This is a genomic window from Rhodococcus sp. BE178 (genome assembly GCF_050433545.1).
GTDB lineage: Bacteria > Actinomycetota > Actinomycetes > Mycobacteriales > Mycobacteriaceae > Prescottella.
Genome location: NZ_JBNPXA010000003.1, coordinates 1 through 20,786, shown reverse-complemented (window position 1 = coordinate 20,786; position 20,786 = coordinate 1). Strand labels below are relative to the sequence as shown.

Genomic DNA, 20,786 nt, shown 5'->3' with positions numbered 1-20,786 from the left:
TACGCCGCAGACCGCGCACAGGTGCGGCGCCCGGAAACGGACTCCCGGGCGCCGCAACCACGAGTGCGAACTATGCCGTCGAGACCAGGTTGCCGTCGATGTGCGCCTGGTAGGCGGGCAGGTCGAGCATGCCGTGACCGGACAGCCCGATCACCAGCACCTCGGGCTCGGTGAGCCCGCGCGCGTACTCGGCGGCGGCAGCGATCGCATGCGCCGATTCGGGCGCGGGGACGATGCCCTGGGTCCGCGCGAACAGCACGCCCGCGTCGAACGAGTCGGTCTGGTCGACGGCCTGTCCCTTGACGTAACCGAGTTCGACGGTGTGACTGAGCAGCGGCGCCATGCCGTGGTAGCGCAGGCCGCCGGCGTGGATCGGGTCCGGGACGAAGTCCTGGCCGAGCGTGTGCATCTTGAGCAGCGGGGTCAGGCCCGCGACGTCGCCGTGGTCGTAGCGGTACTCGCCCTTGGTGATCGACGGGCACGCGGCCGGCTCGGCAGCGATGATCCGGGTCTGTGCCTTGCCGTGCAGGACCTCCCGGATGAACGGGAATGCGAGGCCGGCGAGGTTGGAACCGCCACCTGCACAACCGAATACGACGTCGGCGTTCGCCTCACCGGCGGCGCGCAGCTGCTCCACGGCCTCGAGGCCGATCACCGTCTGGTGGAGCACCACGTGGTTGAGGACGCTGCCGAGTGCATAGCGTGCGTCGGGATCGTTCGCGGCGACCTCGACGGCCTCGGTGACGGCCATGCCGAGCGAGCCGGGGGTGTCGGGGAAGTCGGCGAGCATCTTGCGTCCCGACTCGGTGAGGTCGGACGGGCTCGGGTGCACGATGCCGCCGTAGGTCTCCATCAGATGGCGGCGGTACGGCTTGGACTCGTACGACGCGCGCACCTGCCACACCTCGAGCTCGATGCCGAACTTGGCGCACGCGAACGACAACGCGCTGCCCCACTGGCCGGCACCGGTTTCGGTGGTGATCTTCTTGACGCCGTCCTGGGCGTTGTAGTACGCCTGCGCGACCGCGGTGTTGGTCTTGTGGCTGCCGACCGGGCTCACGCCCTCGTACTTGACGTAGATCCGAGCGGGGGTCCCCAGCGCCTTCTCGAACTCGCGCGCGCGGATCAGCGGTGCCGGCCGCCAGGTCCGGTAGGCCTCACGGATGGGTTCGGGGATCTCGATGTACTGCTCGGCCGTGGCCTCCTGCTCGATCAGTGCGCTGGGGAACAGCGCCGCCAGATCGGCGGGGGTCACCGGCTCCCTGGTGCCCGGGTGCAGGTGGGGCGGCGGGGCGACCGGCAGGTCCGCGACGATGTTGTACCAGTGGGTGGGGATGGGCGTCGGGATACTCGACTCGGACACTGCTGGTTCCTCTCCAGGGGTGACGGGCGGTCGTCCACATTGTGATGTCAGTCATTCCCGCGCTGCATTCGGGGTGCCGCCCATCCGCCACCGCTCATCTTCGGTGGCCGTGCGAGTGGCCATGCGCCGAACGGGAGTTCACGGCACGCGCGGGGCCCGGAAACGGTCACCGAATTCCCGTTCAGGCGTCGGGGTATGGGCGGAGGGGAGGCGCGCCAGACGCGCGGCGTCGCGCATCGACTAAACTGACTGGTCAAATGAGTGACACCGAGCGTGACCCGCAGTCCGACAACAATCCCATCACCTTCGCCGACCTCGAGATCGACGAACGTGTGCTGAAGGCCCTTTCCGACGTCGGATACGAGTCGCCCTCGCCTATCCAGGCCGCGACCATCCCGCCGCTGCTCGCCGGCAAGGACGTCGTGGGTCTCGCGCAGACCGGCACCGGCAAGACCGCCGCGTTCGCGATCCCGATCCTGTCTCGCCTGGACGTGGACCGGAAGGTCCCGCAGGCGCTCATCCTGGCCCCGACCCGCGAGCTCGCGCTGCAGGTCGCGGAGGCCTTCGGGAAGTACTCGGCCCACATCCCGGGTCTGCACGTGCTGCCGATCTACGGTGGTCAGGCGTACGGCGTGCAGCTGTCGGGTCTGCGTCGTGGCGCCCAGATCATCGTCGGAACTCCGGGTCGCGTCATCGACCACCTGGAGAAGGGCACGCTGGACCTGTCGAATCTCGAGTACCTCGTCCTCGACGAGGCGGACGAGATGCTCAAGATGGGTTTCCAGGACGACGTCGAGCGCATCCTCGCCGACACCCCGGAGTACAAGCAGGTGGCGCTGTTCTCGGCGACCATGCCGCCCGCGATCCGCAAGATCTCCAAGCAGTACCTGCACGATCCCGTCGAGATCACCGTCAAGTCGAAGACGGCTACCGCGTCGAACATCACCCAGCGGTGGGTGCAGGTGGCGCACCAGCGCAAGCTCGACGCGCTGACCCGGATCCTCGAGGTGGAGACCTTCGAGGCGATGATCATCTTCGTTCGGACCAAGCAGGCCACCGAGGACCTGGCCGAGCGGCTGCGGGCGCGCGGCTTCTCCGCCGCCGCGATCAACGGCGACATCGTCCAGGCACAGCGTGAGCGCACGATCGGGCAGCTCAAGTCCGGTGCCCTGGACATCCTGGTCGCCACCGACGTCGCGGCCCGCGGTCTCGACGTCGATCGCATCTCGCACGTCGTGAACTACGACATCCCGCACGACACCGAGTCCTACGTGCACCGCATCGGTCGTACCGGCCGCGCCGGGCGCACCGGTGACGCGCTGCTGTTCGTGGCCCCGCGCGAGCGTCACCTGCTCAAGTCGATCGAGCGCACCACGCGGCAGCCGCTCACCGAGATGCAGCTGCCCACCGTCGAGGACGTCAACGCGCAGCGTGTCGCGAAGTTCGGTGACTCCATCACCGCGAGCCTGAGCTCCGACAACCTGGCACTGTTCCGCAAGCTGATCGAGGACTACGAGCGTGAGCACGACGTGCCGCTCGCCGACATCGCTGCGGCGCTGGCGGTCCAGTCTCGGGACGGCGAGTCGTTCCTCATGTCGCCCGAGCCGCCGGCTCCGCCGCGTGCCCCGCGTGAGCCGCGGGAGCGGCCCGCGCGCCGCTTCGACGACGGTCCGCCGCGCCAGAACCGCGACGGCCAGGAGTTGGCCACCTACCGCATCGCGGTCGGCAAGCGGCACAAGGTGGTTCCCGGCGCGATCGTCGGCGCCATCGCCAACGAGGGCGGGCTGCGCCGCAGCGACTTCGGGCACATCAGCATCCGGCCCGACCACAGCCTGGTCGAACTCCCGGCCGACCTGTCCAGCGAGACGGTCGAGGCGCTGCGCGCGACGCGCATCTCGGGTGTGCTGATCCAGCTGCAGCCCGACCAGGGCGCTCCCTCCGGTCGGCCCTCGCGCGGTGGTCGTGACGACCGCGCCGGCGGAAAGTACGGCCGCCCCAAGGGCGATCGGTCGTCGGACCGTCGTCGCCCGCGCGACTGATTCGTCGGGCCCTCCGACAGGACAAATCGACGCCAGGACGGGTGTCGGCGAGTGTGAACTCGCCGACACCCGTTTCCTGTGAATGCGAACGATCCTGTGACGGGAGTGACGCCTGCTCTGTAACGTGCCTCACAGTTTGCGGTCGGGGATCGGCGCAATCTTCAGCAAGGAGGCACGAGCGTGGTCCACACGATTCGTCGAGGTCTCATCGCGGCCGCCCTGATCGTGGGCGGTGCAGTCGGTCTGGCCGCACCAGCGGCGGCAGACCCGAGTTCGCTGTTCGGGAGTTCGGGCGGTAGCGGCAGCGCGAGCCTGTTCGCCGGCAGTGGCGACATCGCCATCCCCCTGCCCATCCCCAGCCCGCGCGGTATCGCCGCGCTGGCCGCGGCCACCACGCAGACCGGCAAGCCCTACCTGTGGGGCGGCAACGGTCCCGACTCGTGGGATTGCTCGGGACTGGTGCAGTGGGCGTTCCGCACGGTCGGGATCAATCTCCCGCGGACCAGTCAGGAGATGGCACGGTTCACCGGCGGCATGCTGGTCCCGCTGTCGGTGCTGCAACCCGGCGACGTCATCACGATGGACACCTACGACATCGCCGGGCACGTGGGGATCTACGCCGGCAACGGCATGGTCTTCAACGCCTACGGCACGGGTGTCCCGACCGGGCTGCGACCGCTGTCAGACTTCCGGATCCACAACATTCGCCGCTTCTTCTGAAGCGGCGCCGAGGTCAGCGCAGTACCTCGGTGAGGACCGGGGCTCCGGGCGTGCCGGTGTCGAACTGGGTCCGGTGCAGCTCGGCGTAGCGTCCGTCGGCCGCGAGCAGCTCGGAGTGGTTGCCGCGCTCGACGATTCGACCGTTCTCGACCACGAGGATGAGGTCGGCCGCGCGAATGGTGGACAGCCGATGCGCGATCACGATCGCGGTCCTGCCGTCGAGCGCCTCGGTCAAGGCTTCCTGGACTGCGGCCTCGGAGGTCGAGTCGAGGTGGGCGGTGGCCTCGTCGAGGATCACGACCCGCGGCTGCGCGAGGAGTAGACGGGCGATGGTGAGTCGTTGCCGTTCACCGCCGGACAACCGGTAGCCCCGCTCGCCGACGACGGTGTCGAGGCCGTCGGGCAGTGACTCGATCAGGGCGGTGAGGCGCGCCCGTCGCAGAACCTCCCACAGCTCCGCCTCGGTCGCTTCGGGCCGGGCGAGCAGCAGGTTGGACCGCACGGATTCGTGGAACAGGTGGCCGTCCTGCGTCACCATTCCGACGGTCCGTCGAATCGAATCGGTGGTCAGATCCTTCACGTCCACGCCGCCGATGAGGACGGACCCGGCGTCGACGTCGTACAGCCGTGGAACGAGCTGCGCGATGGTGGACTTCCCGGCACCGGAGGACCCGACCAGCGCGACCATCCGGCCCGGTTCCAGTCGGAAGCTGACGTCGTGCAGGACCGTCGACCCGGTACGGGTGTCGAGTCCGGCGACCTCCTCGAGCGACGCGAGCGACACCTTGTCGGGGGAGGGGTACGCGAAGTCGACGGACCGGAACTCGACCGACGCCGGGCCTGCCGGGAGGTCGACGGCGTCGGGCTTCTCCGTGATGAGCGGCTTCAGGTCGAGGATCTCGAAAACCCGCTCGAAGCTGACCATCGCGCTCATGACGTCCACTCGGGCACTGGCCAGCGATGTGAGGGGCGAGTACAGCCGGGTGAGCAGGAGCGCCAGGGAGACGACCGCGCCCGCCTCGAGTTGGCCGCGCAGCGCGTAGAAACCACCCAGCCCGTACACCAGTGCGAGTGCCAGCGCCGACACCAGCGTCAGCGCGGTGACGAACACCGACTGCAGCATCGCGGTGCGGACACCGATGTCGCGGACCCGCCGGGCGCGGACCGCGAACTCGGCGGACTCCTGGGCTGGGCGGCCGAACAGCTTGACCAGTGTGGCCCCCGGCGCCGAGAACCGCTCGGTCATCTGCGTGCTCATCACGGAGTTGTGGTTGGCGGCTTCGCGGCTGAGCTGGGCGAGGCGTGCGCCCATCCGGCGGGCAGGCAGGACGAAGATGGGAAGCAGTAGCAACGACAGCAGCGTGATCTGCCATGAGATGCCGATCATCACGATCAGCGTGATCACCAGTGTCACGAGGTTTCCGACGACGCCGGACAGGGTGTCGCTGAACGCGCGTTGCGCGCCGATCACGTCGTTGTTGAGTCGGCTGACCAGCGCGCCGGTGCGCGTGCGGGTGAAGAACGCGACCGGCATCCGTTGCACGTGGTCGAACACGGCTCGGCGCAGATCGAGGATGAGGTCCTCTCCGATGCTCGAGGACAGCCATCGGGTGACGATCGCGAGACCCGCCTCGAACACGGCGATCGCGGCGATGAGCAGCGCAAGCCGCACCACGACGTCGGCCGAGTCGCCGGCCACGATCGCGTCGACGACGCGGCCGGCGAGAACTGGGGTGGCCACCGCCAGCGCCGCGGTGACGACGCTGAGCAGCAGATACCACGCGATGTGGCTACGGTGTGGGCGCGCGTAGCCGGCCACCCGGCGCAGCGTGGCGCGGGAGAAGGGACGACGGTCCTGCTGCGCGTGCATCGCGTTGTACATCGCGTTCCACGCGGTGACCTCCATGCTCATGGTGCGCCCCTCTCGTCGGCCCGGTCACGATACGACCGGGGTCCGACACCGAAGGTAAGACCTCAACATTGCTCGAGGTCAAGGCGCGGGCAGTCAGTGAGCGATGTCGACGACCAGTCGGGTGGGATCGCTCAGGGTGTAGACGCGGTAACCGACATCCCGCTGGGACAGCCCGATCAGCGTCTGCGCCCGACCCTCGAAGACGCCCGCGTCGCGGACCTCGGTCACGACACCGCCGGACCCGACCTCCAGCGGATTGGGTCCCGCATACGGCTCGACACCGGACTGGGGCTGCATGGTCGACCCCTCGATGAGAACCTGGAGGATGCCCTGGCCCGCGACCGCGAGGGGCTTGCCGCTGCCCTGCTGATTCGCGGTGGACACGATCTCGGCCTGCCACCCGGGCGTGCCGACGCCGCCGAACTCGTACACCACCCGGTCGAAGCCGTCGTGCCTGCCGACTCGCATGTCGGTGATGGTCAGCGCGGCGTCGGGGGAGGCCTGCCCGGTCTGCGGGGCAACCTCGGTCGGGGCGTCGGTCATCGTGCCGTCGGCTGCCGCGAGCGGCGCGATGTTCGTCGGAGAGGCCTCGGACGTCGACGTGGTGATCGAGGTCGTCGACGCGGTCTGCTCGGCGTCGGTGCTCGAGCAACCGGCGAGCGTGAGCGCCGCGACGGCGACGGAGGAGATGGCGAGCGTGCGGCGGGACCGAAGGTACGTCATGAGTGGCGATGGTAGGTCGGGCACGTTCCGCGGTCGCGGTCCGACGCGGCGTCGTGTCCGATTCGGTATGTGTGACGTCCGACGCGCTCAGTCGCGCTCAGTCGCCGGCGAGGGCGTCGCGCAGGTAGGCCAGATCGTCGGCGATGCCGTCGGCGGGGGTCTCGAGGATGACGGGGGCACCGGCCGCGGACGCGACGGCGGTGAGCATCGCGGGGTCGATCAGGCCGGTGGTGAGGTTCGCGTGCCGGTCGCGGGCGGAGTCGAACTCGTCGCGCGAGTTGTTCAGGTGGACCAGGTCGATGCGCCCGGTGATCGCGCGGATCCGCTCGACGATGCCGAGCAGTTCCTCGCCGCCCGCCCACGCATGGCAGGTGTCGAGGCAGAATCCCGCGCCGAATTCGCCGACCGCGTCCCACAGGCGTCCGATCGCGTCGAGGTGGCGGGCCATCGCGAAGTCGCCGCCGGCCGTGTTCTCGATCAGGATCGGGACCGGGAAACCGCCCTTGTCCTGCTGGCGCTCGAACAACTTGCGCCAGTTCTCGACGCCCGCGGCCGGATCCTCGCCGTCGCGCACGTGACCGCCGTGGACGACGAGGCCGACTGCCCCGATGTCGGCGGCAGCGGCTGCCTGGTCTGCGACGGCCTTGCGGGACGGCATCCGGAGTCGGTTGTTGAGGCTCGCGACGTTGATGACGTACGACGAATGGACGACGACATCGATCGGGCTCGCGAGGATCTGCTCGGTCTGTGGGTGGGGTTCGGGCTTGTCCCACTTCTGGGGGTCGGTGAGGAACAGTTGGACGATGTCCGCGCCGAGACGCTCGCCGGCCCCGATGGGGTCGGCGTCCTGCCGGACATGGGCTCCGATCCGCATGTCCCGAGAGTAGCCGTGGGGCGGTCCCGGTCATCGAGAAACGCCCGCCGTGGATGGACGCCGCCTGGTTATGTGGCTGTCAGCACACCGACAGATGCGGGAGATTGAGACCACATGGGCAAGTTGGACGGAAAGGTCGCGCTCATCACGGGCGCCGGCCAGGGCGTCGGTCAGGGAATTGCGTTCGCACTCGCCAAGGAGGGCGCGAGGATCGCCGTGTCCGGGCGGACGGAGTCGAAGCTGATCGACACGTGCGAGGCGATCGCGGCGTTCGGCGGGATCGCCGAGCCGGTCGTCGCGGACGTGTCGAGCGCCGACGACATCACGCGTTCGGTGGACACGACCGCGGCGCTCTTCGGCGGCGTCGACATCCTGGTCAACAATGCCAGCCTCAACCCGCTGGGTCCGATCAACGATCTCGAGGCGGGTCTCCTCGAGCGCGCGTACACGTCGGGTCCGGTTGCGGCCCTGCGCACGATGCAGGCTTGCTACCCGCACATGAAGGAGCGTGGCGGCGGAGCGATCGTCAACATGGTCTCGTCGGTCGCGGTGCGCTGGGATGCGAGCGGTTACGGCGGCTACGCGTCGGTGAAGGAGGCCGTCCGGTCGCTCACCCGCGCCGCCGCCTGCGAGTGGGGTGTCGATAACATTCGCGTCAATGCTGTTGCACCGCATGCAATGTCGCCGGGTCTGCAGCGTTGGGCGGACGCCCGTCCGGAGGAGGCCGCCGCCTTCGTTGCGAGCATTCCGATGCGACGGATCGGTGACGCCGAGACCGACATCGGCAGCGCGGTCGCGTTCCTGGTCGGACCCGATGCGGCCTATCTGACGGGTGCCACGATTCCGCTCGACGGTGGTCAGGCCCGCTGGGCCTGAGCCTGTCGAAGGTGATGCGGGCCGATCGGACGTCGTGGACTTTCCGGACTGCACAGGCGGTTTCGGCGTCGTGACGGAAAGCCGAACGTAGTCCGACGATCCGGCCCGCGGTCCTCCCTGTGCGTGTGATGATGAGAGTCTCACCGCATCGGGAGGACCCGGTTATGGCTGCGGAATTCACGGGCAAGGTTTCGGTCGACATTCGGGATTCGACGCCGGACTGGGCGCCGTTCGCGGAACCTCGTGCCCCCGAGGGGGCGCCGAACGTGCTGTACGTCGTGTGGGACGACACCGGAATCGGTACGTGGGACATGTACGGCGGGCTGGTCGAAATGCCCAATCTGAAGCGGATCGCCGACCGCGGCCTGCTGCTCAGCCAGTTCCACACGACGGCACTGTGTTCACCGACCCGCGCGTCGCTGCTGACCGGTCGCAACGCGACGTCGGTCGGAATGGCCACGATCGAGGAATTCACCGACGGGTTCGCCAACGCGAGTGGTCGCATACCGGCCGACTGCGCGCTGTTGTCGGAGGTCCTGGGTGAGCGCGGCTGGAACACCTACGCGGTGGGCAAGTGGCACCTGACACCGCTCGAGGAGGCGAATCTCGCCGCGACCAAACGGAACTGGCCGTTGGCGCGGGGATTCGAGAGGTTCTACGGGTTTCTCGGCGGTGAGGCCGACCAGTGGTACCCGAACCTCGTCTACGACAACCATCCGGTCGAGCCGCCGTACGCGCCCGAGGACGGGTACCACCTGTCGAAGGACCTGGCGGACAAGTCGATCGAGTTCATCCGGGACTCCAAGGTGATCGCTCCCGACAAGCCGTGGTTCATGTACCTTTGTCCGGGTTGCGGGCATGCGCCGCACCATGTCTCGAAGGAATGGGCGGACCGGTACCGGGGTCGCTTCGACATGGGCTACGAGAAGTACCGGGAGATCGTCCTCGAGAATCAGAAGCGGCTCGGCCTGATCCCGGCGGACACCGAACTGTCCCCGATGAACCCGTATTCCGGGGAGGTCAGCGCGGAGGGCCTGCCTTGGCCGCCGCTCGACACGGTCCGCCCGTGGGACTCCCTCGGCGACGACGAGAAGCGGCTGTTCTGCCGGATGGCCGAGGTGTTCGCCGGGTTCCAGAGCTACACCGATGCCCAGCTCGGCCGGCTGCTGGACTACCTGGAGGAATCGGGTCAGCTGGACAACACCATGATCGTGCTGCTGTCCGACAACGGTGCCAGCGGTGAGGGCGGGCCCAACGGGTCGGTCAACGAGTACAAGTTCTTCAACGGGTACGCCGACAAGGTCGAGGACGGACTGGAGAAGATCGACCAGTTGGGCAGCCCGGAGACGTACAACCACTACTGCCTCGGCTGGGCGATGGCGTTCAACACCCCGTACAAGCTGTTCAAGCGGTACGCGTCGCACGAGGGCGGGATCGCGGACCCGTGCCTGATCTCGTGGCCCGACGGCATCGCGGCCCGCGGCGAGATCCGCGACCACTACATCAGCGTCTCCGACATCACGCCGACCGTCTACGAGTGCCTCGGTATCGATCCGCCGCTTCTGGTCGGCGGTGTTCCGCAGCGGCCGCTCGAGGGCACCAGCTTCAGGCCGATCCTCGACGACCCCGATGCGGCGACCGGGAAGTTGACCCAGTTCTATTCGATGCTCGGGACCCGCGGGATCTGGCACGACGGCTGGTTCGCGAACACCGTCCACCCCGCGGCGCCGTCGAACTGGTCGCACTTCGACGACGACCGGTGGGAGCTGTTCCACATCGCGCGCGATCGCAGCCAGGTCCACGACCTCGCCGCCGCGCGGCCGGACAGACTCGACGAGATGCGCGCGCTGTGGTTCGAGGAGGCGGAGAAGTACGGCGGGCTGCCGCTCAACGACCTCGACATGGTGTCGGCGTTCCTGCGGTATCGGCCGTACCTCACCGGTGCCCGCGAGTCGTTCGTCTACTACCCCGATGCCGCGGAGGTGGGTCCGGGTGCGGCACTGGAGATGCGGGGCCGGTCGTTCTCGGTGCTCGCGGAGGTCAGCATCGAGGCCCGCGACGGCGGACCCGCCGCCGGTGCCGCCGAGGGTGTGCTGTTCGCGCACGGCGGCCGGCTCGGTGGGCACACGCTGTTCGTGCAGGACGGGTTCCTGAAGTACGTCTACAACTTCCTGGGCGAGGAGGAACAGGTGGTGGTGTCGACGGAACCGGTGACGGCCGGCGACCACGTGCTCGGCGTCCGGTTCGTCCGGACCGGCGCGGCCGACGACCAGTTCACGCCGCTCGGCGACACGACTCTGTACATCGATGATCGTGCGGTGGGCTCGCTCACCGGGATGCGACTGCAACCGGCGATGTTCTCCGGGGTCGGGCAGGGCATCCGCATCGGTCGCGACCCCGGACAGTCCGTCTCGGCTCTCTACCGGGCGCCCTTCCGGTTCCGTGGTGGCACCATCGCCAAGGTGGTGGCCGACGTCTCCGGTGAGCCGTATCTGGATCTCGAGCGGGAGATCGCCCGCGCGTTCTCCCATGACTGAGGCTTCATCCGCAGGTCGGGGTCCAAGATCAGGGATGTCCCCGATGGTCTTCTGTCGGGCCCGCGGGTGAGGATGGTTGGCATGCCAACCGAAACCGAGTTGCCCACCGAAACCACAGTCGCCGCTCGCGCGGTCAACCTGACGAAGGTCTACGGGTCGGGGGACACCCAGGTCCACGCGCTCGCGGGCGTGTCCGCGGAGTTCGAGCGGGGGGAGTTCACCGCCATCATGGGGCCGTCCGGCTCCGGCAAGTCGACGCTCATGCACTGCCTGGCCGGCCTCGACGAGGCGTCGTCGGGTTCGGTGTTGATCGGAGCCACCGATCTCACCACGCTCTCGGACAAGCAGATGACCCAGCTGCGCCGCGACCGGATCGGGTTCGTGTTCCAGGCGTTCAACCTGGTGCCGACGCTCACCGCCCTCGAGAACATCACGTTGCCGCTCGACATCGCCGGCCGCCGCGCCGACCAGCAGTGGCTCGACACCGTGATCGACCGGCTCGGGCTGCGGGACCGGCTGGACCACCGGCCCGGTGAGTTGTCCGGCGGGCAGCAGCAGCGTGTCGCGTGCGCGCGGGCGCTGGCCGGGCAGCCGGAGATCATCTTCGGTGACGAGCCGACCGGCAACCTGGACTCGAGTTCCTCGGGTGAGGTCCTGTCGATCCTGCGCGCCGCGGTCGACGAGTTCGGCCAGACCGTCGTCATCGTCACGCACGACCCGCGTGCCGCGAGCTTCGCGGACCGCGTGGTCTTCCTGGCGGACGGCCGGATCGTCGACGAGTTGCGCGAGCCCACCGCGGAGTCGGTGCTGGACCGCATGAAGAACCTCGAGACGGTCTGACGCCATGGCAGTGACCAATTCCCCGATGCGCAAGGTTTCGCTGCGCAATCTCGCCGCCCACAAGGTGCGGCTCGTCCTGACTGTGTTGTCGGTGGTGCTCGGCACGGCGTTCGTGGCCGGTTCGTTCGTCTTCACCGACACCCTGCAGAAGACGTTCGACAGCATCTTCGACGGCACCGCGCAGGGCGTCGACGTCCGCGTCAGTCCCGAGGAGCAGGGTTCGAGCGGCGTCCCCCTCGCGGACGTCGACACGATCCGCTCCGTCGACGGTGTCCGCACCGTCGCGCCGTCAGTGGGTGGCCAGATCGTTGTTCTCAACTCGGCCGGCAAGCCGATGCAGAACGGTGGCGCACCCAGTATCGGTTCGTCGTACCTGCCGCCGGATCAGGCACTGGGAGAGCCGACGGTCTTCGTCACGGGTACCCCGCCGGAGCAGCCGAACCAGATCGCGCTCAACGAGGGTGCCGCGAACCGGGCCGGCCTCGAGGTCGGCTCCGCCACGCGCGTCCTGACGATGCGCGGCTGGAACGACGTCACTGTGTCGGGCATCTACGCGCCCGAGTCCGACACGGGTGGATATGTCGGCGCGCTGTTCACCGACGCGCAGGCGCGCGAGCTGTTCACCGACGGCGGCCACGTCGGGTACATCGACGTCGCCGGGACGGGAGTGTCGCAGGACGAGCTGCGTGATCGGATCGCGGCGGCGCTGCCCGACACCAAGGTTCAGACCGGCGCCGAGGTCAAGCAGGAGACCAAGGACGAGATCGGTGAGGCGCTCAGCTTCGTCAACTACTTCCTGCTGGCCTTCGGCGCCATCGCACTGCTCGTCGGCACGTTCATCATCTACAACACGTTCTCGATGATCGTCGCGCAGCGCCTGCGCGAGCTGGCCCTGCTGCGTGCGATCGGTGCCAGCCGCAAGCAGGTGGGCCGGTCGGTCGTGTTCGAGGCGCTCATCGTCGGCGTGATCGGCAGCGCGCTGGGCATCGCCGCGGGCATCGGGCTCGCGTACGGCCTGCGGGGTCTGCTCAACGCGTTCGATCTCGGCCTGCCCGACGGCCCGCTGCAGGTGGCGCCGCGCACGATCATCGTGGCTCTCGTGCTCGGTGTGATCGTCACGGTCGTCAGCGCGTACGCGCCGGCCCGCCGGGCCGCCAAGGTTCCGCCGGTTGCGGCGATGCGTGAGGAGTTCGCCTCCACGGGTGACACCCTGCGGGTGCGCACGTTGATCGGCGCGATCGCGGCCGTGCTGGGTGTCCTTGCGCTGGTCGTCGGAGCACAATCCACCGGTGGCGGAGCGGCCGCCGTCGTCGGGCTCGGGGCGCTCGCCCTGGTTCTCGCGGTGCTGCTGGCCGCTCCGGCGCTGTCGCGTCCGGTGGTGGGTGCGCTCGGTGCCGTGTTCGCCAAGCCGTTCGGTCCGGTCGGGCGTCTGGCCCGCACCAACGCGGTCCGCAATCCGCGCCGCACCGCGGCGACGGCGTTCGCGCTCACCCTCGGGCTGATGCTCGTGTCGGTGATCGGGGTGTTCGGTGCGTCCGCCAAGGCGAGCGTGAACTCGCTCGTCGACAAGGGCGTGGAGGCCGACTTCGTGCTCACCGGCCCCCAGGGGATCGGGGTGCCGGCCGGTGCCGCCGGCGCCGCCGCGCGGGTGAACGGCGTCACCGACGCGATCTCGCTGCACGGTGTCGCCGCGAAGATCGGCGACGACGATGTCTACGGCACCGCGCTGAGCGGGTCGCCGGAAGGCGTGCTCGCCTACACGATGAAGGAAGGGGCCTCGTCGGTGTCCGGCACCGACATGCTGGTCAGTGCGACCGAGGCTGCCGACCGCGGGTGGGCGATGGGCACCCCGGTGACCCTCACCGACCGCGACGGCGAGCAGGTCGTCACGACTGTCACCGGTATCTACGAGGACAACCAGCTGCTGGGTCCGTGGCTCGTCTCGGACCAGGTGTACCAGGAGATGACGGCGCCGAACATGCGCACCGAGTGGGCGGTGCTGATCAAGGCGGCGCCCGGTGCCGACCTCACGGCGATGGCGACCGACCTTGCCACCGCGACCGACCCGTTCGTCGTGGTCCAGGTCCAGGACCGCGAACAGTTCAAGGGCACGCAGGGCCAGCAGATCGATGCGCTGCTCGCCGTGCTGTACGGCCTGCTCGCGCTCGCGGTCGTCATCGCGATCCTCGGCATCGTGAACACCCTCGCGCTCTCGGTCGTGGAGCGGCGCCGGGAGATCGGCATGCTGCGCGCGGTGGGTATGCAGCGGGCGCAGGTTCGCCGCACCATCTACCTCGAGTCGGTTCTGATCGCGGTGTTCGGCGCCCTGGTGGGCGTCATCCTCGGTGTCGTGTTCGGGTGGGGCTTCGTCCGGACGCTCGCCGACCAGGGCCTCGACCAGATCTCGGTGCCGTGGGGACAGGTGCTGGGGATGCTGCTGGGTTCCGCGGTCGTGGGCGTCCTGGCCGCACTGTGGCCCGCCAACCGGGCGGCCCGCACCCGGGCGCTCGAGGCCATCGCCGACATGTAGGCGCGGCGAAACCAGGGGCGGTACCTTCGTCGGCTTCGGCCGCGAAGGTACCGTCTTCGCGTGAGCAACCTGCAGGAAATCGGTGATCGTGACGGCTGGCGCTGTTGGCTGTGCGACGAGCCGGTCGACCCGGACATGTCGGTCAACGATCCGCGCGGACCGAGCGTCGACGGCATCAGCACCGCGAAGAAGAGCAAGGGCAAGTCGGTCCAGGAGCGCCTCGCGCACCGTGCCTGCAATACCAAGAAGGGCGCAATCAAGCCGCTCGTCGCGTGGCCCGACGAACTGTTCGTGGTGGACCCGGCGCCGATCATCGGTGTCGTCGAGCAGTTGACGCGCAAGGGCGGCCGGGTCGCGGTGGCACGCTGTCCCGGCGAGGCGGATGCGCGGGCGGCCGGTGAGTGGCTCCTCGACCGCCTCTCGCGGCTTGCACCGGACCTGGATCTGACCACCCGGGTCGACTCCGGTGGCGGAGGCGCTCTGCTGGTTCTCGAGACTCGCTAGGCGCCGCGGCAAAGCGCCGTTCACCGCCCTACATGGGAGTACCGTTCGCATCGAGGACCCGGATCCGGTTCAGGTGTGGAGGGAATCATCGATGAATCTGGCGTTGACCGCGGACGAGCGCGCGTTCCGCGACGAGATGCGCACCTTCTTCCGGAGCGAGGTCCCGGCGGGGATTCGTGAGCGGGTGGCGTCGGGTGCCACACTCGGCCGCGACGACGTGGTCACGACGCAGCGCATCCTGAACGCCGCGGGTCTCGCGGTACCGCACTGGCCCGTCCGGTGGGGTGGCCGGGACTGGACCGCGGTGCAGCGACACATCTGGCTCGACGAGATGCAGTTGGCGGCGGTCCCGGAGCCGCTGGCGTTCAACGCCAACATGGTCGGTCCGGTGATCGCGGCGTTCGGCTCGGACGAACAGAAGGCGCGGTTCCTGCCCGCGACGGCCAACCTCGACATCTGGTGGTGCCAGGGCTTCTCGGAGCCGGGATCGGGGTCGGACCTCGCTTCGCTGCAGACCCGCGCCGTCCGCGACGGTGACAGCTACGTGATCAACGGGCAGAAGACGTGGACCACGCTGGCGCAGTACGCCGACTGGATCTTCTGCCTCGTGCGCACCGATCCGGACGCTCCGAAGAAGCAGGCGGGCATCTCGTTCATCCTGGTGGACCTGACGTCCCCGGGCGTGACGGTGCGACCGATCCGCCTCATCGACGGCAGCTACGAGGTCAACGAGGTCTTCTTCGACGATGTCCGCGTGCCGGCCGAGAACCTGGTGGGGGAGGAGAACGCCGGCTGGAGTTACGCGAAGTTCCTCCTCGGCAACGAGCGCACCGGCGTCACCGGTGTCGGCCGCACCAAGATCAAGCTGGCGCGCGCGAAGGAGCACGCGGCGCGCACTCCGCTCGGTGCGGGCACTCTGCTCGACGATCCGCTGTTCGCGGCCCGCGTCGCGGAACTCGAGAATGAACTGCTCGCACTCGAACTCACGCAGCTGCGGGTGGTCGCCAGTTCGGTGCACGGCAAGCCGGACCCGGCGTCGTCGCTGTTGAAGCTGCGAGGTTCCGAATTGCAGCAGGCCGCAACCGAACTGCTCGTCGACATCGCGGGCCCGGACTCGTTGCCGTTCGAGGCCGGCGCCGACATCGAGAGCCCACTGTGGGCGCAGCGAGCCGCGCCCGCGTACCTGAACTACCGCAAGGTGTCGATCTACAGCGGGTCGAGCGAGGTGCAGCGCACCATCATCGCGTCGTCGATCCTCGGATTGTGAGGCGTGGCATGGACTTCGAACTCGACGACGAACAGAAGCTGCTGCGCGACACGACGCGGGAACTCCTCGGCCGCAGCTACGACCCAGAGGCACTCGCGGCGGTCAAGGCGACGCCGCGCGGTTGGAGCGAGGACGTGTGGCGGAGGCTGGCCGAGACCGGACTGCTCGGGCTCGGATTCTCCGACGAGGACGGCGGCTCGGATGCCGGCCCGGTCGAGGTCGGACTCGTGATGTCCGAACTGGGCCGACGGCTCGCGCCGGAACCGCTGCTGGATGCAGTGCTGGTGCCTGGTTCGTTGATTGCCGACGTCGGCAGCGAGGCGCAGCGGCGGAAGATCCTCCCGAGTGTCCTCGGCGGCGCGGTGCTGCTCGCGTTCGCCCACGCCGAGTCGGGGACCCGGTGGCCGGCGGTCGAGGTGGGCACCAGTGCTGTGCGGCAGGGAGATTCGTGGACCCTCACCGGCACCAAGAATCCGGTGCCGCACGGTGACTGCGCCGACTCGGTCGTCGTGTCCGCGGCGTTGCCCGACGGCGGCGTCGGCCTGTTCCTGGTGGATGGGGACGCGCCCGGCGTCGCTCGACAGCGATATGCGACGCACGACGGCTTGCGGGCCGCGCAGATCGAATTCCGGGACGCCCCCGCCGAGCCGTTGGGCGACGGCGGCGATGTCGTCGCCGCGATCCGCGCCGCGCAGGTCCGCGCGCAGGCCGCGCTGTGTGCCGAGGCGGTGGGCGCGATGGAGGAGACCCTGCGGCTGACCACCGAGTACCTGCGGACCCGCAAACAGTTCGGTGTGCCGCTGGCGAGCTTCCAGACTCTCACTCAACGCGCGGCCGACATGTATGTCTCGTTGGAACTGGCCCGCAGCATGAGTCTGTACGCGACGATGTCGCTCGCCGACGGCGTGATCGATCCGGTCATCGCATCGCGGGTGAAATTGCGGATCGGCCGGTCGGCCAGGCACATCGGGCAAGAAGCGATCCAAATGCACGGCGGCATCGGTATGACCGCCGAATACGTGGTGGGGCACTACGTGTCCCGACTGACCGCGATCGAACACACCCTCGGCTCGACCGACGATCACCTGCGGGTCCTCGTCGCCGACGTCGCGGGGCACGACATGGTCGACGTCGCGGGCTGACGGCGTCCGCCCGGACGGCGCGAAGGGAGTGACCGATGGCGAACGGAATCGAGTTCGCGGTCCTGGGTCCCGTCACGGCCGTGCGCGGGGGCAAACCGGTCTTGCTCGATCAGCAGCAGCGCGCACTGCTCGCGGCACTGCTGGTGGCCTTCCCCTACTCCGTCGACGTCGAACGTCTCCGCGCGCAGGTCCGGCACACGCGGGCGGCGGCCGAGAGGAACGGGCAGCCCGGTGGCGGGGAGACCGATCCACTCGAGCAGGCGCTGGAGGGGTTGCGGAGTCGGCTCGACGGTGACCGCCCGGCGCCCGGCGGCAGCATCCTGGTGCGTGAGGGCACCCGGTACCAGCTCGCCGTCGAGCGTGATGCCGTGGATTCGGCCCGGTTCGTCGACCACGTCCGCCAGGGCGACGCGATGCTGCAACACTCGTCGGTCGCGGCCGCCCACGCCTACCAGGAGAGCCTCCGTGAGTGGCGCGGCCTCGCCTATGCGGGAATTCCGTCGTCCGCGTTCACCGAGACCGTGTTCATCGAGAGCGAGGTGGCACGGCTGACCTCGATGAGGTACCACGCGCGGATGTCGTTGGCGACGGCACACCTCGAAGGCGCTGCGCCGGCGTCGGCGGTGGTCGAGGCCGAAGCGCTGGTGGCGGATCATCCGCTCGACGAACGGGCGTGGGAGTTGCTGGTGCTGGGGTTGTGCCAGTCGGGTCAGCTGCCGCATGCGCTCGCGGCGATCCGCCGTTGCCGCGCCATCATCGACGACCGGCTCGGCACCGAGATCAGCGCGGGTCTGCGACGCATCGAATCCGCGATCCTGACGAACGACAGCGTGTATCTGGAGTCGGCGCGGGTGTCGCCGCCGCCGCAGAAGGCGGGGTCGAATCTGGTGGTGCCGCGGACTCGTCTGGTCGATCGTGAACGGGACGTCTCGGCGGTCGTGCAGTTGCTCGACGAGCGGCGGATGGTCACCCTGGTCGGTCCCAGTGGCGTCGGCAAGACCAGGCTCGCGGTCGAGGTGTGTCGTCGGCGCGACGATCCGGACGGGCCGTGGGTCGTGGATCTGACCAAGGTGACGGACGGGGCGCTGATCCCGTCGACGATCGCGACCCTGTTGTCGCTACCGGGGGTGGGTTCGGCGACGCACCTGGCGGAGGTGATGGCGGTTCGATCGTGCGTGCTCGTCCTCGACAACTGTGAGCACGTCGCCGACTATGCGGCCGATGTCGCGCGAGCGATCGTCGCCAGGTGCCCGCAGATTCACGTGATCGTCACGGGCACAGCACGGCTCGGGGTCACCGGTGAGGTCGTGTACGAGGTCGAGCCGTTGCCTGTGGACGACGTCGCGGTCGAACTCTTCGCCGAGCGGGCGGGCGGTGTCACCGCCGGATGGGAGTTGGATCCGAAGAACACCGAGGCCGTGCACACGATCTGTCGTGCGGTCGACGGGCTGCCACTGGGCATCGAACTTGCTGCGGCGCAGTTGCGGTGGATGCGTGAGGACCAGATAGCGGCCGGGCTCGTGGACCGGTACACGCTGCAGCACGGGAACTTGACGGAGACCATCGGTACTCGCGGTCGATTGTGGGACACGATCGACTGGGCGAACCGGCTCATGACAGACGAGGAGGCCCGTCTTCTGCGTCGGGTCGCGGTGTTCGCCGGGTCGTTCGACGTGGAGGGTGCTGCGGCGATGTGCCTGCTGGGCACCACCGCGGAGGTGTCCGGGGTACTGACCTCGCTGGTCCGCCGCTCGCTGGTCCGCGTGGTTCCCGGAAGCTCACCTACCCGCTACCGGATGCTGGCGACCGTGCGACGGTTTGCGCGTGAGCAGGCCGACGACGCCGAGATGATCGCGATCCACGCGGCGCACCGGGCTTTCGTGCTTGCGCGCGTCGAGTCTGTCGCGGGTGCGTTGCGGAGTGCTCGGGCAGGGCAGGCAATGAACATGCTCGGACGGGACCAGGCGGAGCATCGGGCAGCGCTTGAGTCGGCCTTCGCGGTGGACGACGCACACTATGCACTGGAACTGGCCGGTGGTCTCGCCTGGTACTGGTATCGCGTCGGCAACATCGGGGAGGGGCTGCAGTTCCTGCGCACAGCGCTGGATCTTGTTGCGGGGGACTGGCGTCCACCGGAGCCTCGCGTCATGGCGCGGGCGCTGGACGGGCTCGCGTCGCTCACCTACCTGACCGGTGATGCCCCCACGGCGGAGGACGCGGTGCGGCGCGGCGCGCAGCTGTGGTCCTCGATCGGTGAGATCGGCGAGGTGGCGCGTGACGACGCCTGGCGCGCGCATTTCGTGGCGATGCAGGGCCGGCCCGAGGTGGCGGTCGAGCTGGCACGCCACGCGGTGCAGTTGGCGGCCGAGCATGACGCAGTGTGGGCCGAGGCGGAGGGGCGGATGGTGCTCGGCATGCTGCTGCGCTCGGTGGGCGAGCTCGAGGAGGCTCGGGTCGAACTTCGGGAGGCGATTCGTGTCGCGGAGCGGTGCGGTCACCGGTGGGCGGTGACGTCGTCGACGTGGGCGCTGATGAAGGCGGACGCGGACGCCGGCGATGTCGAAGGTGCGTTGGCCACGATGCGGGTGCTGCGGGCCGATCTCCAGGAGGAGGGTGATGTGACGTCGTGGCTGGTCATGATCCACTCGACTGCTGCGGTTCTGGCGGCGGCGGGGCGTCCCACCGACGGTGCGGTGTTGTTGGGGGCCGTCGACGCGCTGGGCGCGCAGGCCGGTTTCTTGCCGGCGTGGCTCGACGCTGTGGATGGGCCGATCGAGGCCGCCGTCGTCCACGACGCCCTGGACGACGAGGAGTACGAGCAGTACGCGGCCGTCGGCTCGCACCTCACTCGCGAAGAGGTCAACCGGTTGGTGGGCGAGCTCGTCGAGGGGCCGGTTCCGGAATCACATTAGAGCCCAACGGTATACGGACGAACAGTCCCTCGAGTGTGGCTGCTACGCCGCCCGCGGTCCGGCCCGGTTGTGGGCGGGGATGGGCTTCTTGTGGGGGTCGACGGTGCTTGGTGGTGTGAACCTGGGGGTACCCCCTGCACGAAGTGCTTGGGGGCGGATGTCGGTCGATGCCGATCTCGACGTCCCAGTGCGAGTGGTGGAGTAGTCGGTGGTGGTAGCGGCACAGGAGTACGAGGTTGTCGAGGTCGGTGGGTCCGCCGTCGGCCCAGTGTTTGACGTGGTGGCCTTCGCAGTGTGCGGGTGGTGCGCCGCAGCTGGGGAAGGCGCAGCCGTTGTCGCGGGCGACGAGGGCTCGGCGTTGTTTCTTCGAGACGGTGCGGGTGGTGCGGCCGAGGTCGAGTGGTACCCCGTCCTTCATGACGATCGGGGTGAGGTCGCAGTCGCAGGCGATGCGGCGGGCGGTTGCGATGGTGAGCGGCCCCATCCACGGCATCCAGGCGACGTCCTTGTCTCCCAACGTGTCCGCGTGATCGGCGGGCGTGGTGCT

At 68.9% G+C, this 20,786-nt stretch carries 14 protein-coding genes and 1 pseudogene; 10 read left to right on the top strand and 5 right to left on the bottom strand.

The genetic code is table 11. The features are described from left to right. Nucleotides 1–70: 70 nt before the first annotated feature. Nucleotides 71–1,363 carry a TrpB-like pyridoxal phosphate-dependent enzyme gene (locus J2X34_RS07050; RefSeq protein ID WP_174909206.1) on the bottom strand — a complete coding sequence of 431 codons (1,293 nt, stop codon included), beginning with the start codon at nucleotides 1,361–1,363 and terminating at the stop codon, nucleotides 71–73. Nucleotides 1,364–1,620: 257 nt separating this feature from the next. On the opposite strand from J2X34_RS07050, the gene J2X34_RS07045 reads away from it, so the two are divergent. Beyond that, nucleotides 1,621–3,402 (top strand): DEAD/DEAH box helicase, encoded by a 1,782-nt coding sequence (locus J2X34_RS07045; RefSeq protein WP_429516439.1) that lies wholly within the window; start codon nucleotides 1,621–1,623, stop codon nucleotides 3,400–3,402. Between the two features lie 180 nt (nucleotides 3,403–3,582). Next, nucleotides 3,583–4,122: a C40 family peptidase gene (locus tag J2X34_RS07040; protein ID WP_254622865.1), complete on the top strand. Its 540-nt coding sequence runs from the start codon at nucleotides 3,583–3,585 to the stop codon at nucleotides 4,120–4,122. Between the two features lie 13 nt (nucleotides 4,123–4,135). Here J2X34_RS07040 and J2X34_RS07035 read toward each other — a convergent pair whose 3' ends face one another. From J2X34_RS07035 to J2X34_RS07025, 3 genes are all read right to left on the bottom strand, one after another. Further along, nucleotides 4,136–6,034: an ABC transporter ATP-binding protein gene (locus tag J2X34_RS07035; RefSeq protein WP_174909209.1), complete on the bottom strand. Its 1,899-nt coding sequence runs from the start codon at nucleotides 6,032–6,034 to the stop codon at nucleotides 4,136–4,138. Nucleotides 6,035–6,127: 93 nt separating this feature from the next. Then, on the bottom strand, nucleotides 6,128–6,757 hold the full coding sequence (locus J2X34_RS07030) for an AMIN-like domain-containing (lipo)protein (RefSeq protein WP_174909211.1): 630 nt from the start codon (nucleotides 6,755–6,757) through the stop codon (nucleotides 6,128–6,130). 97 nt (nucleotides 6,758–6,854) lie between these two features. Beyond that, nucleotides 6,855–7,631 carry a deoxyribonuclease IV gene (locus J2X34_RS07025; protein ID WP_114718505.1) on the bottom strand — a complete coding sequence of 259 codons (777 nt, stop codon included), beginning with the start codon at nucleotides 7,629–7,631 and terminating at the stop codon, nucleotides 6,855–6,857. A gap of 114 nt (nucleotides 7,632–7,745) precedes the next feature. On the opposite strand from J2X34_RS07025, the gene J2X34_RS07020 reads away from it, so the two are divergent. From J2X34_RS07020 to J2X34_RS06985, 8 genes are all read left to right on the top strand, one after another. Continuing rightward, nucleotides 7,746–8,507: an SDR family NAD(P)-dependent oxidoreductase gene (locus J2X34_RS07020; protein WP_114718506.1), complete on the top strand. Its 762-nt coding sequence runs from the start codon at nucleotides 7,746–7,748 to the stop codon at nucleotides 8,505–8,507. 164 nt (nucleotides 8,508–8,671) lie between these two features. Further along, complete coding sequence (locus tag J2X34_RS07015) at nucleotides 8,672–11,044, top strand: arylsulfatase (protein ID WP_114718507.1); 2,373 nt, start codon at nucleotides 8,672–8,674, stop codon at nucleotides 11,042–11,044. A gap of 72 nt (nucleotides 11,045–11,116) precedes the next feature. Then, the gene (locus tag J2X34_RS07010; RefSeq protein ID WP_114718508.1) at nucleotides 11,117–11,884 is read left to right on the top strand and encodes an ABC transporter ATP-binding protein; all 768 of its coding nucleotides are present in this window, start codon (nucleotides 11,117–11,119) and stop codon (nucleotides 11,882–11,884) included. A 4-nt stretch (nucleotides 11,885–11,888) separates the two neighbouring features. Then, nucleotides 11,889–14,414, top strand: a complete 2,526-nt coding sequence (locus J2X34_RS07005) for an ABC transporter permease (RefSeq protein WP_429516438.1) — start codon at nucleotides 11,889–11,891, stop codon at nucleotides 14,412–14,414. Nucleotides 14,415–14,474: 60 nt separating this feature from the next. Further along, nucleotides 14,475–14,918 (top strand): hypothetical protein, encoded by a 444-nt coding sequence (locus J2X34_RS07000; RefSeq protein WP_429516437.1) that lies wholly within the window; start codon nucleotides 14,475–14,477, stop codon nucleotides 14,916–14,918. A gap of 91 nt (nucleotides 14,919–15,009) precedes the next feature. Continuing rightward, nucleotides 15,010–16,185, top strand: a complete 1,176-nt coding sequence (locus tag J2X34_RS06995; protein ID WP_429516436.1) for an acyl-CoA dehydrogenase family protein — start codon at nucleotides 15,010–15,012, stop codon at nucleotides 16,183–16,185. Nucleotides 16,186–16,193: 8 nt separating this feature from the next. Continuing rightward, on the top strand, nucleotides 16,194–17,327 hold the full coding sequence (locus J2X34_RS06990) for an acyl-CoA dehydrogenase family protein (RefSeq protein ID WP_114718512.1): 1,134 nt from the start codon (nucleotides 16,194–16,196) through the stop codon (nucleotides 17,325–17,327). A gap of 35 nt (nucleotides 17,328–17,362) precedes the next feature. Next, on the top strand, nucleotides 17,363–20,239 hold the full coding sequence (locus J2X34_RS06985) for an ATP-binding protein (protein WP_429516435.1): 2,877 nt from the start codon (nucleotides 17,363–17,365) through the stop codon (nucleotides 20,237–20,239). A gap of 42 nt (nucleotides 20,240–20,281) precedes the next feature. On the opposite strand, the pseudogene J2X34_RS06980 reads toward J2X34_RS06985, so the two are convergent. Next, a pseudogene (locus J2X34_RS06980) lies at nucleotides 20,282–20,786 on the bottom strand (HNH endonuclease); the annotation flags it as partial.